This is a genomic window from Serratia sp. 3ACOL1, from assembly GCF_003668775.1.
Lineage (GTDB): Bacteria > Pseudomonadota > Gammaproteobacteria > Enterobacterales > Enterobacteriaceae > Chania > Chania fonticola.
In genome coordinates, this window is sequence record NZ_CP033055.1 from 3,599,996 (window position 1) to 3,619,515 (window position 19,520).

Sequence of the window (19,520 nt, forward strand, 5' to 3'; positions counted from 1 at the left end):
TGCTGGGCAGGTAATAGAACCCCTGCCCAGCGCCAAGAAAGCAATTAGCGGATGTGGCTAATCAACTCATCCTCCTTTTCTAGCAAGGTAAAGTGACTGGCTGCTATTTCAAAGAGCTGTAGTTGGGCAATGTTTTCAACACCAGCATCAACGTTGTTAAACCGGTATTGTTGATACTCCTCATAACCGATCTCCTCCGTCGCCTTAAACAACACGATCTGCGTATGTTTTAATACGGCAGATAGTGGCTTTATATTCAATACCTTATCGCTTACGACAACCGATTCGACATTATGTCTTAAATAATGTGGAATTTGTAACCGCTCCATCATAGAGTCCAGGTTAAAGGATGACTCATTGCGCTGATAATGATCTTCACTTAACAACCAGGTATCCAGCAGATAGACCGTGATCGCCTTAACCCCACGCGCTTCTAAATAGGCCGCGATCTCCAGTGCAATCTTCCCGCCCAACGACCAACCTAATAAGGTGACCGGTTGGCTGACATCAAGAATGCGATCGATATGCTCCAGATAATAACGCGCCAACTCATCAAGCTGCTCGATCTTCTGCTCATGATAGAAGTTATATGAATCAACCCCATAACAGCAGTAACGCTCACTCAGCCTATTGGCCAAGGATTGGTAGACCGAACAGTTCCCCATCCCAGGGTGAACCATAAACATCTGTGGTTTTTGCGTTACCGTATTAAATGGCACTATCACCTCAAAGGACTTCCCTTGAGCCTGTGCAATGGCTTGCGATAACTCGCTGAGGGTGCGCGCATTGATAATATCAAGCAGACGTATTTTAACCCTCAGCACCTGGTTAATCCGGTTATTCAACCTCATCGCCAGGATACTGTTGCCGCCCAGCGCAAAGAAGTTATCCTCCATGCTGATTGCCTCAAAGGAAACTTGCAGCGTATCGGCGAGTAACTCACACAGCGTTTTTTCAACCTTGTTTTCCGGTGCCACATAGGTCACGGAATGGGTTATTTGCGGCTCAGGTAACAACCTTCTGTTCAACTTACCGTTGGAGGTCACCGGCAGCGCCGTCAAATGAACAAATACGCTAGGCACCATATAATCTGGCAGGGTTTCCCGCAGATGAGCGCATAGCTTTTCGGTGGAAATTTCCTGCGCGGCAACATAATAAGCCACCAGATATTTATCGTTGCTGCCACGCTCACTGGCGATCACCACCGCATGATTAACGTCCGGATAACTGGCCAGGCGCGTCTCGATTTCGCCCAGCTCAATACGGTAACCGCGCACTTTAACCTGGAAGTCATTGCGGCCCAGATATTGGATATTGCCATCGGCTAAATAGCGAACTACATCGCCGGTTTTATACATCCGGCCATTGTAACCCCGTCGCTTTTCCTCATTGCTCTGGAATGGATTGATTAGGAAAGCCTTATCCGTCAATAGCTTATTATTCATGTAACCTCTAGCGACACCGACGCCACCAATGAATAACTCGCCAATAGCCCCCGGTGGAATGGGTTGCATTTGTGCATTCAGCACATAGGCGGAAGTATTGTCGATCGGCTTACCGATTAACACATCCTTGATGGAGCGTGCGTTACAGTCGTAGAACAACACATCCACCGTTGCTTCAGTTGGGCCATAGAGATTGTGGATCTGGCAATGCGGCAGTAAACGCTGGCATTTTCTGACTTCCCCCACGTTTAACGCCTCTCCGCTGCAAAACAGATAGTTAAGGCTGCCCAGTTTTGCCTGCAACGCGCTCTGCCCTTCCAGGGTTTCAAGGAATGCCGACAGCATTGAGGGGACGAAATGGAGCGTCGTTACCTGTTGCTGTTCAATCAGTTCTGCCAGATAAACATTATCTTTATAGGCCTCCTGCGAGGCAAAAACGATACAGGCCCCGTACCAGTTAGCCCAGAACAGCTCCCACACTGAAACATCGAAGGTGTAGTTGGTCTTTTGCAAGATACGATCCTGCGCCGTGATCGGATATTGCTTGTGCATCCAGACAATACGGTTGATCACACTGTGATGCTCTAGCATGACGCCTTTAGGATTGCCCGTGGTGCCGCTGGTATAGATGATGTAAGCCAAATCGCTAGACCGCACCGATGAAGGCTGGTTTTCGCCTGGGTAGCGGGCAATATCGGATGACGTTTCCCGATCGGCGACATCGATAACGGTTCTGCCGGTTGCCGCTAGCGCTGCGGCTTTCTCGTCGCCGGGGTGTGCCGTCAAGATGATATCGATACCGGCGTTGTCCAGCATGTAGCTGACCCGGTCATCCGGCGCCAGTGGATCCAGTGGAACGTAAGCGCCCCCCGCCTTGAGAATGGCCAGTATCGCGACCTGCATATGCTCAGAGCGGTTTAAACACAGCGCCACCAGATCGCCGGTGCGGACAGCAAAGCGTTCTCTCAAGTAAACCGACAAGCGGTTAGCCCGTTCATTCAACTGCCGATAGGTCAGGCTCACACCCTCAAACACCAGAGCGATATTCTCTGGGGTTCTCGCTACCTGCGCCTCGAACATCCCGTGGATCGTCATCTCCCGTGGGTAGTCGCATTCGGTGCGGTTCCCTTGGAAAATGATTTGCTCGTATTGCGCCGAATCCAGGTACTGAAGCTCAGCGAGGGAACGCCCCTGACTGCACAGCGTACCCAGTTGGCGCAGGATATGCTGGTAGGTCGCAATGTAGTTCTGCATCGTTTGCCCGTTGAACAGCGCCGTCGCATAGTTGAAGACGCCACCGATCGCCTCTTCACTGTCGTCCAGCATCACGGTCAAATCGAACTTCGCTGCCCGATACGCCCCTTCTTGCGCGTCATACTGCTCAAACAGGCTTTCTCCTTCGGTCCGTCCCGCTGCGCCAAACGATTGGAGACTGAACATCACCTGGAATATCGGGTGCCTTGAACTGTCCTTTTCCGTTTTCAGCACTTCCACCAGTTTTTCAAAAGGCAGATCCTGGTGGGTATGCGCTTCACTGACCTGCTGGCCCGTTTCGCCAATAAATGCTCTGACCGTTTGGCTGACGTCTATCTGCCTTCTCAGGACCAGCGTATTGACAAACAGGCCCATGGTGTCTTCCACCCCCGGGTAATGCCTGCCCGCTATCGGCGTCCCCAACACGATATCCTGCTGGTTACTGTAAACCCCCAGCAGCAGGTAATAGCCGCTAAGCAATACCGTATACAGGCTAACGTTCAACGAGGCGGCCAATGCCCGCAGCTCGGCACTGGTCGAAGCATCCAACTGGAAGGTGATATCGTCGCCGCGGTAATCCAACTGCAGTGGGCGCACATGGTCCGTCGGCAGGTTGAGCGGTTCATGGTCCGCCAGTTGCCCGTGCCAGTAGGCCAGTTGCTTGTCCAGCGTGGCACCTTGCAGGTGTTGACGCTGCCATAGCGCAAATTCCCGGTACTGCACCGGCGGTGCCGGGAGTTCATTGCTGGCCTCTCCGGTGAACACGCGGTAATAGTGCAGCAACTCTTTTAGCAGCAGATCTACCGACCAGCCGTCAAACGCGATGTGGTGAATAACGATGCTGAAGTAGTCTGCTCCCGCCAGCGTATAGCACTGGGCCACAATCGGGCATTCCTGCGCCAGGTCAAACACCCGGTGCTGATGCTCATGCAGCCGCGCATGCAGCGTTTGCACGCTGTCGCATGTTTCGTGCGGTATGCTCAGTGAGAATGTCTCGGCTGGCAGAATATGTTGATACCCCTGCCCGTCGGCATCGCACAGGATCAGGGTGCGCAGCACTTCGTGCCGGTCAACCACCTTCATCAGCGCCTGTGCCACTTTCTGCGGATCGGTACCGGCCTGCAATTTGAGCGTAAGCGGGATGTTGTAGGCATTGCTGCCTTCTTCATAACGGTCGATAAACCACAGGCGCTCCTGGGCAAACGACAGCCGCTGCTCCTCAGGCCGGGCGATCGACGGTGCCTGGATGATCTGGCTACCCTGCGCGGTATTGTCAATAAATGCCGCCAGCGCCCGGATGGATCTCAGGCGGAACAGGTCAGAGACATGCACGCTTTTTTCTAACGCGCGGGTCAAACGGCCCACCAGCTTGATCGCCAGAATGCTGTTGCCCCCCAGGCGATAGAAGTCGTCCAGCACGCTGAGGCTGTCCTGCGGGATGGCGAGCAGCTCGGCGAAGACCTCGGCCAGCTGCTGCTCGGTCGCCGTCTCTGGTGCTATCCGATCTGCCTGCGCTTCAAACGTCGGGACCGGCAAGGCGGCACGATCAACCTTGCCGTTGACGGTCATCGGTAGCGATAGCAGGTGAACCAGAGCCGACGGTACCATGTAGTCCGGCAGAACCTGCTGCAGATGGTCGCGCAACATCTCCTGTTCCAAGGGCTCCTGCGCGACGTAGTACGCCGTCAGATGGGTATGCCCCGCCGGGTTAGTGCTCGCCAGGACCAGCGCCTGCTGGATGGCAGGATGGTCGTTCAACCGGGCTTCGATCTCCCCCGGCTCAATGCGGAAGCCACGGATTTTAACCTGGAAGTCATTGCGGCCCAGGTATTCGATATTACCGTCCGGCAGATAACGGCCCCGGTCCCCGGTTTTATAAAGGCGGGCGTTTTCACCACGGCTACGCTCGGCATCACTGCGGAACGGATTGGCAATAAACGCGTCCGCTGTCGCCTGCGGATTATTCAGATAACCGCGCCCAACGCCAGCGCCACCGATATATAGCTCACCGATCGCACCTTGTGGGACGGGGCGCAGGTGGTGATCCAGCAGATAAACACAAACGTTGTTGATCGCCTTGCCGATATTGGTATTGGCATCGCCAGGTTGATAGATCCGCGCCGTCGCCCACACGGTGGTTTCGCTAGGCCCGTAACCGTTGATCAACCGGACTCCAGCCTCACAGTAGCGGTCAATCATCGCCGCGTCGAGACACTCCCCACCAACAACCAGCGTGGACAGCTCCAGGAGTTCATTTTGTGCCAGTAACGCCGGAGGAATAAAGGCGAACTCGATGGCATGATCCCTGATATAGGCAGAGAGCGCGATAAAGTCGAGACGTTGCTGTTCTGCCAGAATATGCAGGCAATGGCCATTCAACAAGGCACAGAAGACATCCAGCGCATGAGCATCGAAAACATATTCCGAGTACCACAGCGTGTTTAGCCTGGCAGCCTGCTCATAGCCCGTAGGCATACCTAGCAGGTCTGACTGCCCTTGCGCCAGGTTGATTAACGAGTGATGTTCAATCATCACCCCTTTTGGCCGGCCAGTGGTGCCGCTGGTATAGATGATATAAGCCAAATCGTCTGGCTGGGTGCGTGACTGCACGTTGCTGTCATCGATCTGCGCCAGCCTGTTGGCCAGTTGCGGGTTATCAATATCCAGCAGAGGGAAACCACAGCCAGCGATGCGTGCACCATAATGCTGCTGTGTCAGGATCAGCACCGGTTTAACGTCGTCGACCAGCAGGCTCAAGCGCTCCAACGGTGCCTGAGGGCTAATCGGGACATAGGCCGCCCCGGCCTTGAGCACGGCCAGCATGGCAATGACCATATGGGTCGACTTATCAAAATAGAGGGCAATCGCGCTGTCAGGCTGTATCGCAAAGTTCGCCTGCAGATAAGCCGCCAACTGGTTCACCCGCTGATTTAACTCGCAATACGTCAACCGCGTATCCTGATACACCAACGCCAAAGCATCAGGTGTTCTGGCCGCCTGCTCTTCAAACATCTGACCGACCCGTTTATGTCGCTCCACGGCAACCTGAACCCGCGGCTGGTTTGCTACCAGCTGCGTATAGTTGTCCTGCGTCAGCAGCGATAACGCCTGGGGAACAATGGCCGGGTCTGCGATCAACTGCTGTACGGTGAGCCGTATTCCTTGCAGCACGCCCTCAATGGCCGAGCGGCTGAACAGCTCGCCCGCATAGTTGATCTTGAACTCAATCCGTCCATCCTGTTCATACACCATGATGCCCAGCGGGTAATCCAGTTTTTCATCACTGTCCTCAAACTCGAGTTTGAACAGGCTCTCGCCGTTATCGGCAGGCACCGGATAGTTTTCAAACACGAAGAGCGAGTTGAACAGCCGTATCCCCGCCTTTTGCAGCGTGATCAGGCTGATATTGCTGTAGCTATTGATGTCATTAATATGGGCCTGCAGGCGTTTGACATTCTCAATAATCGCATCATCGGTGTGTGCCAGAACCACAGGCAACGTATTGATATATAGACCAACAGAGCGTTCAATCTCCTCCACCGGCAGGTTACGACCAGACACCGTCATGCCCACGATCGTCACGTCCGCATGGCTATAAAGACTGAGCTGTTGGTGCCAGCAATACTGCATCAGCGCATTCAACGTCACGCCATGCTGCCGCGAGAGCGCCTTCAGCCCGTGGTAAAGCTCACCAGCCAATGCGGTCGATACCGTCTGGGGATCTTGCAGGTGTTTATATTCACTTAAATTGACGTGTTTCATCTCCGGCTTTAGCAGGCCGGTGAGATTCTCTTGCACCTCTAAGCCACCCAGATAGTTGTGCCAGAACTGCTCGGTTTCCTGGTTAACCGTCTGTAGCAATGCCTGTGCCTCCAGATAGCTTTGATCTGCGGCTTGCTCTGGCGCGCTTCCCTGTTGCAGGGCCAGATAATTTTGGTGCACGTCATTGAGCAAGATCGGCAGGCTCCAGCCGTCCAGAATCGCGTGATGGTTATTAAACAGACAAATATAGTGATCGTCCGCGCACTTAACGATATACAGCCGGAATAACCCGCTAGCAGACAAATCGAAATGGGTCTGCTGATCCTGCTTGACGAGTTCAGCCACGGTGCTTGCTCGTGCACGTTCGTCCTGCTCACTGATATCGATAAACTGCCAACCAAAGGTGCCTTGCTGATCGACAATCTGCACAAACTCTTCCTGCCAGGAGAATCTTAGCCGCAGCGCCGGATATTTCGCCTGGCTGCATTGCCACGCCCGTTTTAACAGCTCGACATCCAACGCATTGCGATAGTGCCAGACCATTTGCGTACGGTAGGCGTTGTCGATATCGCCTTGCAGGACGTAATGATAAATAAATCCTTGTTGCAGGCTGTTAGCCGGATAAATCGCCGCCACCTCTTCATCCTGCTGGAGGCGCGCTAACAATTCACCGGAGACCACACCCTTAACATCAGACTCGGTGAGATAAGAGCGAGTTGACCGCTTAAGCTCGTCGATCAACTGGATTAACCGCTGGCGATAAGTCGTGGCAAACAGTTCGAGCTGTTCCGGGCTGAGATCACCCTCGACCAGGAACTGTAATTGGCCATTGAGCACACCGCCGTTCAGCGCTAAGAAGTCCGTTGTGCGGTTATTCGCTGATAATGCCAACCCCGTAGATTCCTGAACAAACGCCCACTCGCCATCTCGTTCATCGCCATCGAACTGGCCAAGGTAGTTGAAGGTCACGGCGGGCAATGCCTGCGCATCATAGCCAACCAGCACGCCATAGCCAAAGCCATGATGAGGAGGGGTTCGTAGCCTGTCTTTAATCAGCGGTAAATTGCGTACAAGGTCACGCTGCTCAATACGCAGATTGACCGGATACATGCAGGTAAACCAACCGACGGTATTGTTGATATCCACATCGTCAAACATCGCCTCTCGGCCATGTCCTTCCAGCAGGACATACTGGCTGTCACCGCCAACCACCTGCGACAACGCATCCGCCAGTACGGTCAGCAGAATATCGTTCACCTCGGTGTGATAAACATGATGAAGGTCTCGCAACAGACAACCGGTGTGCTCTGGCGACAGGCTTATCATCGTACGATTGAGCGTCCCCACGCGATGGGCGTCCAAACGCTGGTGCCAGCCGTCCAAATCCGTGGTCAGGTTATCCCAGTAATGCCTCTCATCCCTATGGTTGTTCACGGCAACGGCTGGGTAGTTTTGCAGTGAGTTGACCCATTGGCGGTAACTCGTGCCTTTCTGGCCCAGGATAGTTTGCGCATCAACCGTCGCATCCAGGTTATCGCCTTGTGCGGCAAAGAACTGGTAAAGCGTGCGTAAGTCTTGGTTAATAATCCGCCAGCTGACCGCATCAATATTGAGATGGTGTACCGCCACATGGATACGCGCAGTCTCGTCAGCGTAGCCCGCAATATAACCGATATGGAACAGTGGCCCTTCTGTCAGGCAAAAACGGTTCTGCCAGGCCGTCAACTGCGCATCGAGCTGAACGGCTGTGAAGTCCTGTTGATTGATCGCATCAAATGGCAACGTCGCTATCGTTTGACGGTAGTGGCCGGCAGCGGCATCTTTCGGGTAAACGGCCCGCAAAATATCATGGTATTCAACCAGTTTCGCCACGCTCAAACGCAGTAGCTCAACGTTTAACGTGGGCACTTTAACCATAAATGCCTGGTTCCAATGCCCAGCATCAGGCAATTTCCCCGATTCGACGGCCTGGAAGAACCAGCGCTGGATCGGCGCCAAGGGTAGCTCATCCATCAGCATACCTGCCTCTGACTGGATAACCGGCAAATTGTCACCCTGACGTTGCAGCAGGTAAGTGCTCAATGCCTTGGCCGTTCTGTGGGCAAAGATGTCTTTCACCGTGAGATGGTGGCCAGACAACTTTTTGAGTTTGTTCGCCAGTTGGATACTGCTGATACTGTCCCCGCCCAAGCGGAAGAAATCATCGGTGACCCCCACCGCATAATCCTTCAGCTGTAATACCTCCGCAAATACGCGGCAGATCAGCATTTCACTCTCGTTGGCTGGGGCCACGTAGTTCACCTCGTCCGTTAATATCGGCAGAGGTAAGGCTTTGCGATCCAACTTATTGTTCATGTTCATCGGCAATGCCGTTAAATGAACAAACGCGGTGGGGATCATGTAGGCAGGTAAACGCTGTTGCAGATGCTCAGACAGCACATCTGCTGGCAATGCGTCTGGTGCAACATAATAGGCTACCAGGTACTTTTGCCCCGAGTCATGCTCCAGCGCCAGGACCACTACCTGTTCAATCTGTGGGTACTGGGCCAGACAGTTTTCGATTTCGGCCAATTCGATCCTGAAGCCACGGATCTTCACCTGTGCATCATTACGCCCAATATAGTCAATCTTTCCGTCGTTCAGGTAACGGACTAAATCGCCCGTTTTATACAGCCGATCGTGACGTCCTCGCGCTTTATCTTCATCACTTTGCAATGGATTGACGATAAACGCCTGACGAGTCGCCTCTGGGTTATTTAAATAGCCACGGCCTACACAGTCACCACTGATATAGAGTTCACCCACGGCACCCGCAGGGAGCGGCCGTAGACAACTGTCCAGAATATAAGCGTCAGCATTGCCTATCGGCCGGCCAATGATGGTGTTGCTATCGCCCGTTTGGTAAACGTTCCTGGTGACAAAGACCGTGGTTTCCGTCGGGCCATAGCAGTTAACTATTTTTACCCCCTGAGCGCTATAGCGCTCTATCACGCTGCTACTGGCTACCTCTCCACCCAGGATTAGCGTGGAAAGCGCCAGTGTTTCATTGTTATTTAGCAATGCAGGAGGCACAAAGCCGATATCAATGGCATGTTGTTTAATGTAGGCAGCCAGCGCCGCGAAATTCAAACGTATCTCTTTAGACAAGACATGTAAGCAATGACCGGTCAGCAACGGGCTGAACACATCCAGGACATGCGCGTCAAAGGTATAATTTGAATAGAAGAGGTAACTTTTTGTCGGCTCTCCGGCCTGGCAGATCTCAGTGCCAAAGATACTCCGCTGCGCCTCCACAAGATTGGCGACAGAATGATGCTCAATCATCACCCCTTTAGGGGTGCCCGTCGTCCCGCTGGTATAGATGACATAAATCAGATTGTCAGGTCTGGTTTGGGTTGCCACATTAACCACCGGGTGGCTGGCAGCCTGCGCAATCAACTCAGGATCGTCCACGCACAGCAGCGCCGTCTGCTGTGGATTAATCAGTTTGGCCAGCGCCTCTTGCGTGCCCAACTCCGTCAGAATAACGCGGGAATGAATATTTTCTATCGTCCAGAGCATTCTCTCCGCGGGCATATCGGGGCTAAGCGGTACATAGGCGGCTCCGGCTTTCAATACCGCCAGGATACTCACGATCATGCGCTCCGATCTTTCCAGGCAAAGCCCGATCAGATGGTCCGGTTGTAAAACAAACTGCGCTCTCAAGTAAGCCGCCAACCGGTTGGCACGTTCATTCAACTGCCGATAGGTCAGGCTCACGCCCTCAAACACCAGTGCGATATTCTCTGGGGTTCTCGCTACCTGCGCCTCGAACATTTCGTGGATCGTCATCTCCCGCGGGTAGTCGCATTCGGTGCGGTTCCCCTGGCAGATGATTTGCTCGTATTGCGCCGTATCCAGGTACTGAAGTTCCGCAAGGGAACGCCCCTGACTGCACAGCGTACCCAGTTGGCTCAGGATATGCTGGTAGGTCGCAATGTAGTTCCGCATCGTTTGTCCGTTGAACAGTGCCGTCGCATAGTTGAAGACGCCACCGATCGCCTCTTCACTGTCGTCCAGCATCACGGTCAAATCGAACTTCGCTGCCCGATACGCCCCTTCTTGCGCGTCATACTGCTCAAACAGGCTTTCTCCTTCGGTACGTCCTGTGGCGCCAAACGATTGGAGACTGAACATCACCTGGAATATCGGGTGCCTTGAACTGTCTTTCTCCGCTTTCAGCACTTCAACCAGTTTTTCAAAAGGCAGATCCTGATGGGTATGCGCTTCACTGACCTGCTGCCCCGTTTCGCCAATAAATGCTCTGACCGTTTGGCTGACGTCTATCTGCCTTCTCAGGACCAGCGTATTGACGAACAGCCCCATGGTGTCTTCCACCCCCGGGTAATGCCTGCCCGCTATCGGCGTCCCCAACACGATATCCTGCTGGTTACTGTAGACCCCCAACAGCAGGTAATAGCCGCTCAGCAATACCGTATACAGGCTAACGTTCAACGAGGCGGCCAACGCCCGCAGTTCGGCACTGGTCGAAGCATCCAACTGGAAGGTGATATCGTCGCCGCGGTAATCCAATTGCAGTGGGCGCACATGGTCCGTCGGCAGGTTGAGCGGTTCATGATCCGCCAGTTGCCCGTGCCAGTAGGCCAGTTGCTTGTCCAGCGTGGCCCCTTGCAGGTGTTGGCGTTGCCACAACGCAAATTCCCGGTACTGCACCGGCGGTGCCGGGAGTTCATTGCTGGCCTCTCCGGTGAACACGCGGTAATAGTGCAGCAACTCTTTTAGCAGCAGATCCACCGACCAACCGTCAAACGCGATGTGGTGAATAACGATGCTGAAGTAGTCGGCTCCCGCCAGCGTATAACTGCTGGCTGCAATTGGACACTCCTGCGCCAGGTCAAATACCCGGTGCTGATGCTCGTGCAGCCGCGCATGCAGCGCTTGCACGCTGTCGCATGTTTCGTGCGGTACGGTCAGTGAGAAGGTCTCTGCTGGCAGGATCTGTTGATAACCCTGCCCGTCGTCGTCACACAGGATCAGGGTGCGCAGCGCTTCATGACGCGCGATCACCTTCATCAGGGCCTGGGCCACTTTCTGCGGATCGGTACCGGCCTGCAGTTTGAGCGTAAGTGGGACGTTGTAGGCGTTGCTGCCTTCTTCATAACGGTCGATAAACCACAGGCGCTCCTGGGCAAACGACAGCCTTTGTTCCTCAGGTCGGGAGATCGACGGTGCCTGGATGACCTGGCAGCCTTGCGCTTCGCCGTCAATAAATGCCGCCAGCGCCCGGATGGATCTCAGGCGGAACAGGTCAGAGACGTGCACGCTTTTTTCTAACGCGCGGGTCAAACGGCCCACCAGCTTGATCGCCAGGATACTGTTGCCCCCCAGGCGATAGAAGTCGTCCAGCATGCTGAGGCTGTCCTGCGGGATGGCGAGCAGTTCGGCGAAGACCTCGGCCAGTTGCTGCTCGGTCGCCGTCTCTGGTGCTACCCGGCCTGCCTGCGCCTCAAACGTCGGGACCGGCAAGGCCGCGCGATCGACCTTGCCGTTGACGGTCATCGGTAGCGACAGCAGGTGAACCAGGGCAGACGGTACCATGTAGTCCGGCAGAACCTGTTGCAGATGGGCGTGCAACACATCTTGCTTCAATGGATCCTGTGCGACGTAGTATGCCGTCAGATGGGTATGCCCCGCAGGGTTAGTGCTCGCCAGGACCAGTGCCTGCTGGATGGCAGGATGGTCGATCAGCCGGGCTTCGATCTCCCCTAGCTCAATACGGAAGCCACGGATTTTAACCTGGAAGTCATTGCGGCCCAGGTATTCGATGTTACCGTCCGGCAGATAACGGCCTTGATCCCCGGTTTTATAAAGGCGGGCGTTTTCACCACGGCTGCGTTCGGCGTCACTGCGGAACGGATTGGCAATAAACGCGTCCGCTGTCGCCTGCGGATTATTCAGATAGCCGCGCCCAACGCCAGCGCCACCGATATACAGCTCACCGATCGCCCCCTGTGGGACGGGGCGCAGCTGTTCGTCGAGTATATACAGCTGGGTATTACTGATTGGCTGACCGATAGGAACGGTGTAATCAAACGCCTGCGTCGCCGTGTTGGTCAAATAGGCCGTAGCGTAGGTTGTCGTTTCCGTCGGCCCGTAAACATGCACCAACTTGACCTGAGGATAAAGCGTTCTGAAACGATTAACATGGTTAACGGACACCTGCTCACCGCCGAACAGCAGGTAGTTCAACCGCTGCAACCCAGGCAGTTCAGCATCCACCAGCGTATTAAAGAAGGCGGTCGTGGCAAAGAAATTGCTGATCTGACGATCGACAATCAGCTGAGAGAGACGGTCTAAGTCCAGGATATTTGGCTTATCGGCAATCACCAACGCGGCGCCATTTAACAACGCGCCAAAGATGTCATAAATGGAGGCATCAAACTGATAGCCTGAAATACCAAGAATGCGATCCTGTTCACCGATCTCAACATAGTTGGGATTAATCACCAGCCGGTTCACACAGCGTTGCTCTATCAACGTCCCTTTAGGGTATCCCGTCGTGCCACTGGTATAAATGACATACGCCAGGTCTTCGGGGCCGGTATTGCTGCATGGGTTATCTGTTGCACAGCGCGCCAAACGCGCGGTGGTATCTGGTGCGTCAAGAGGGATAAGCATGGCTCCGGGTGCCATCAGGTCTACCCTTTGCAAAGCCTGCCGTTGGCAAAGCACCGCTTTTACCTTGGCATCCGCGATAATATAGCTATTGCGCTCATCGGGGGAATCCGGATCCATCGGCACATAGGCCGCGCCCGCTTTCAGTATGGCCAGAATAGCAATGACCAACTGCTCACTGCGTTCAAGATAAAGACCCACGAGATCGTTGGCGCGCAGCTGGCAACATTGCTGCAAATAATGCGCTAGCTGGTTCGCCTGTTGATTTAACTGGGCGTACGTTAACACCACGTCGTTAAATTCTACGGCGACGCTGTCTGGTGAGGCGGCTACGCGAGCCTCAAACAACGCGGCGAGGGTTTTATCATGCTCGTAGGGCCTGCGGATATCATTCCACTGGTGGATTATCGTTTGATACTGCACCGCCTGTAGATAAGGCAACTCGGTTTGAGACTGAGAGGCACCCTGAACAATATTTTCTACCAACGTTCTCATCGTGTTCAGCAGCTGTTCGATCAGCACGTCGTCAAACAGTTCACCGGCATAATGCAGGCTCAATGCCAGGTGCTGCTGTTCCAGCACGGTCACTACCAACGGATAATCTTGTTTCTCGTTAGCGCTGGCAAAACGTAGCCGTAAATCGCTATCGATATCCCCACTGGGCATCGGGTAGTTTTCATAGACAAACAAAGAGTTAAACAGGCGTTTTCCTGCCGGTTGTAGCTGAGCCAGATTGACATGGCTGCGGGTATTCGCCTCGTTGATCGCGTCCTGCAGGTTTTGAATAGCCGTGAGGACCGACACAGAAGCCTGATGAGCGACGATCAGCGGCAGTGTGTTGATCAATAATCCTACCGTTTGATCAATGCCATCCACGGGCAGGTTACGGCCTGAAACCACCGTGCCAACGATGCTGGCCGCATTGCCAGAATAAATACTGAGCACTTTGTGCCAGCAATATTGTAATAGCGCATTAAGGGTTATTGCGTTCTCGGCGGTGAACGATTTCAGCTGTTGGTAACACGGTTCATCAAACATCAACTGCTGTGTTTTCGACGTTTTAATGTGCTTATATTCATTTAACTGAACGTGCTTCGCCTGCCCGCACAGCAAGATATTTAAATCTTCGGGTTCATCCTGTGCTGCCAGATAGTCTCGCCAGTAGGGTAAATGCTCGCTTTTGTGCGACTGTATATAGCGCTGAACCTGGTGGAAACCGTGGTCACATGCCTGCGGCAATGTGTCACCACGCAACAACGCCAGATAGAATTTATGCACCGCTTCAATCAGCAGCGGGTTACTCCAGCCATCCATGATGGCGTGATGACAGCTGAAAATGCAGCGGTAACGTTGATCCGCATTTTTGACCACATAGACACGGAAGATCCCGCTGATCGACAAGTCATAAGGCCTTGCTCGATCCTGGGCAGATAAATCAGAGAAGAAGGCTTGCTGTTGCTGCTCGCTTTTTCCGCTGAGGTCAAAGAAATGCCAGTTCAGAGCGGCATGGGCATCGACAATCTGCACCAACTCCTCATCCCAATTAAACCGCAGACGGAGCGTTGGATAATGCTGTTGCGCCTGCAACCACGCCTGCTTCAGACAGGCGATATCCAGCGCATTGTCATAGTCCCAGAACATCTGGGTATGGTAGGCATCGTCGACTTCACCCTGCGATAACGCGTGGTAAATAAAGCCTTCCTGCAAACTATTGGCCAGATAAACCGACTCCAGCTCAGTATCACGCTGCAGAGCGTCAAGGGTTGCTTGCGGTATTACCCCGTCAATATCTCGCGCGGTCAGATAGGTGCGGCTTTCCGCCAGCAAGCGCTCAATAACGCCTGCAATCGCCCCCTGGTAACGGCTCGCCAGGTGTTGCAATACGTCATCCGTCAGGTAACCGGAGAGGCGTATTCTCAGTTCCCCGCCAACGACACCACAGTTGACGCTAAGCAGATGCGCTTCGCCATTCTCATGCGCAACGGTTTGTCCGCTGTTTGTCGGGCTGAAGCACCATCCCTCCTGCTGCACCTCATCAAAGCGCCCTAAATAGTTAAAGCTAACCGGTGGCAGTTGGTCGGCGTCATACCCCATCAGCGGCGCAAATCCAACGCCCCGGCGCGGGATCCCGCCAACGGTCTCTTTGACGGTCACGATCCGTTGACGCCAGTCCCCCTCGCTGCTCAAGCGGACCGGGTACATAGTGGTCAACCAACCTACCGTACGGTTGATATCGACGCTGATATCGAGCGCTTCTCGGCCATGGCCTTCCAGCGTCAGGTACTGGGTATGCAGCCCGGTAAACTCATTGAGGATCTCAACGAAGCTGGCTAACAGAAGATCGTTAACCTGGGTATTGAACACATGATGTACCCCACCCAACAGAGGCTGCGTTAAGGTTTTGTTTAACGATAACTCGCGTTGGCTCAACGATGGCGAGGTGAAAAGCGGCGCTATCCGTTGGCGATAGTCACCCAGGCCGCCAATAACAGTACGCCAATAAAGCGTTTCCTCATTGGCTCCCTGATGGTTGGCATAATCCTGTACCTGGGCAGCCCACTGACGATAACTGGTGGGTTTATCACCTAAAATCTCAACGGGATCGCTAATGCTCGCCGCATTTGCTTCCAGCGCGCGATAAATCCTTTCCAGATCCTGTTTGATGATATGCCAACTTACCGCATCCATAATCAGGTGATGGAATGCAAAGTGCAGCTTCGCCCGCGGCGCATTTTCGCTTGTTATATAGCCAATATGGCACAGCTTGCCGCCGAAGATATCAAACTCACTTTGCCACCGCTCAAAGAGCGTAATTTGTTGCTCGGCATCCACGGGGTCATCAATAACCGACAGCGGTATTTCGCCGACGTCTGATTGGTAGTGCTGGCTGTAACCCCCGTTACCGTCACGCGTAAAGACCAGTCTCAGGGCATCATGATAGGCAAATAACAGCGCCAGGCTCTTGTTGAGTATGCCAATATCCAACGGGGGAACATCCAGCACAAAGGATTGGTTCCAGTGCTGATAAGCGGCAAAAGTCCCCTGATCGACACGATCGAAGAACCACTGCTGGATCGGCAGCAACTGTGCAGGGCCGCTCAACATCCCAGACTCGGAGAGATGTTTGATGTGATGTTCATCGCTATCCAGCACGATATTCCGGGCCAGTAAACGAACGGTTTTGCAGTCGAAAATATCTTTGACGCTGGCCGTCCCCTTTAGCCTTTGACGGATCATTCTCACCATCTGAATGGCGCTGATACTGTCGCCGCCCAGCTTAAAGAAATCGTCATTAACGCCGACCTGACCCGGCGCCTGGCCTAATATTTCACCATAGATCTGGCATAGCGCCCTTTCCATCTCATCGGCAGGAGCGACATAGTCATCCTGCCCGCTCAGATCGGGCAGCGGTAATGCCTTACGGTTTAATTTACCGTTAACCGTCATCGGGAACGCCGTTAAGTGAACATAGGCCAGCGGGATCATATAGTCAGGCAAAGCATCCGCCAGGTGCCCAATGATCTGCTCTTTGTCCAAAGCAACTTCCGCAACATAATAGGCAACTAACGACAGCGCTCCCGTCGGGAGCTTATGTGCAACGACCGCCGATTGGATAATCTGCGGAATTTGCACCAGCTGCATTTCAATTTCGCTTAATTCAATTCTGAAACCGCGGATCTTCAGCTGGGAGTCTCGCCTGCCGACATACTCAATGTGACCGTCGGCCAAGCGGCGGACAAGATCGCCGGTTTTATACAGCCGAGCCGCTTCATTGCGCTGTTTTTGCGCGTCGCTCTGGAAGGGGTTGGCGATAAAGGCGCGCTCGGTCTGCTGTGGATCATTCAGATACCCCCGGGCCAGGCCAACGCCACTGATATAAAGCTCACCGATCACACCGACGGGGACAGGTGCCAGGTGCTCATCTAAAACATGTACATCAAGATTCAGCAGCGGCAGGCCGATATTGAGGTTGCTATCGCCATTTTCGTAATAGTGCAACGTCGCACAGACGCTGCTTTCCGTCGGGCCATAGGCATTGATGACCGTGGTTCCCTGCGCACGATAACGTTGCATAATCTCACGATTACAAGGTTCACCGGCAACCACCAGAGTAGAGAGCGCTAACAGAGAGTTTTTATCCAATAACGCCGGGGGAATAGTGGCAATATCAATGCTGGCATCGGCAATATATGCCGCTAACGCGTCAAAATCCTTGCGCTTATCTTCCGGCAAAATATGTATCACATGGCCATTGGCAATCGCCGTAAACAACTCAGAGACATGAGCATCAAAAACATAGGCGGCATACCAAAGACATTGCTTTACCGACGCCTCGCCAGGTGCCAGGCCAAACGCTTCGCCCTGAACCCGCGCCAGATTGATTAAGCCCGCGTGTTCGATCATGACGCCTTTTGGCTTACCTGTCGTGCCGCTGGTATAAATAATATAGGCTAACTGCTTCAGATCTATAGCGATATCAAGGTTCTCTGACTGCTGCTGAGCAACCAGATCGCGCTGAAACTGTAGGTTATCAACGGCAATAATGGGCACCTGCGGCAGCTCTGCAATCTCATTCAAATAGCTCACGCTGGCGCTATCGCCCAAGATGGCTTTAGCTTGTGTGTCCTGCAGAATAAAACTTAACCTGTTCCCGGCCTCGCCAGAGTTAAGCGGAACATAGGCGGCACCAGTTTTGAGTATGGCAAGAATACATACGGGCATTGCTGCCGACTTTTCAAGACACAGGGCGACGAAATCGCCACTCTTAATCCGCAGTTCACACCTTAGATAATCAGCCAGACGGTTGGCCTGCTGATTAAGCTGTTGATAGGAAAGTGTTTGATTGCCACAAACAACGGCGTTGCGGGCTGGGTAAGTCGCGGCCATACGCTCAAACTGTTCGACAATCGAATGTTGAGGGACTTTAGCGCCAGCGCATACATGCTGGGTGTGGTGTGGCAGCTGCGCAATCAGCGTGATGGAATTTATTGGCGTGTCTACTTCACCCGCCAGCAGCTTATCGAGCGTATTAATAAACAGATCTTTATAGAGCTCAATAAAATTCTCAACCAATGCGGCATCAAGGACGTTGCTATCAAACCTGACGCGATAGTTGATACCACTCGCTAACACTTCCTGTTCAAACAGCAGCTCATTCACCAGGTCGATATGAAAGTCGTGATTGGCCGACTCATCCACGACGCCGCTAAAATGGGTCTGATGATCGCGCAGGAAAGTCTGGGCAAAAGCGACATCCAGTACGCCGGTGGCCTCACCACAAGCCAGGATCTCATGGACAGGTAAATATTTGGCTTTTGTCTGTTTTAATGATTTGTAATAACGATGAACACTGGCAATAACGCTACGGATCGTCGCATCATCCGCAAAGCGATAATCGATGGCCAAGGTATTGATATGCGCGCCATACAACAGCTCCTTACCTTCAGAGATCGCCACCGGGTAAGCGAGCGCAACGGCTTTTTGCCCTGACATTTTGTGTAACAGCAGCGCCATGACCATTTGCCCGAACAGGTAAGTGGTCAACTTATACTTACGCAGTAACAGCTTTACGCGTCGGCTGATATCTTCATCAAAACCAAACAGTAACTCGCCGATCTGACGCCGGGTTGCAGCGGTTGTAAGCTGGCGGCCCGTTTGTAAAAAGCGTAAATCAACGCCTTCAAGATCGCCCAGACGCTCGCGCCAAAACTCACGCATTTGTTCGCCTTTTTCTTGCAGAAGCGTGACGAAATTATGGCAAAGCTGCTGGTGCATAACCCCCTGTTCCTGCAGCGATGGCACCTGATAGTCGATGCCATTGTAGCGTTTACGCCATTTGTCCCAGATCTCTTCAGTACTGATGCCATCGACAACAATATGGTGAAAAATAAACAATGTACGGTATCGCTCTGCCCCAAGATAAATCAAATGTATCCGTACCAGTGGACCATTTCTTAAGTCAAAGGGGGCAGAAACTAACGCATAAATTTCTTCATCGGTTAACGGGGTGTCGTGATAGGTGACTAAATTGAAAACGGGCTCTCTCGGTACCCAAAAGGCGCCATCAGGTCCATCATCAATGTTATGACGGGTAATAAAATGCTCGTTAAGCATTTGTTCAAAACTATCGTTATACTTTTTTTTGTCTATTTCGCCAACAATAGTATTGTCGATCACAATATTGTAATCACTGCGATCGGGGTCCTGTAGCCACTCATAATAAAAAATTGTCTGGTAGGGGGTGAGCGTTATTTTTTCCATATTATTCGCCATAATTATTTTACTCCTTGAGATATTTTATTTATAAATACTTCGGCTGGCTTGAGCCATAGCACGGCCAACACCGTGAGCATCGACTCACAGCAATAGGTATCACCTGAACGT

At 53.1% G+C, this 19,520-nt stretch carries 1 protein-coding gene; it reads right to left on the reverse strand.

Annotated elements, in window-relative coordinates; all coding sequences use genetic code 11:
- Positions 1–44: 44 nt before the first annotated feature.
- Positions 45–19,409: a non-ribosomal peptide synthetase gene (locus D9980_RS16250; RefSeq protein WP_121607841.1), complete on the reverse strand. Its 19,365-nt coding sequence runs from the start codon at positions 19,407–19,409 to the stop codon at positions 45–47.
- Positions 19,410–19,520: the final 111 nt, after the last annotated feature.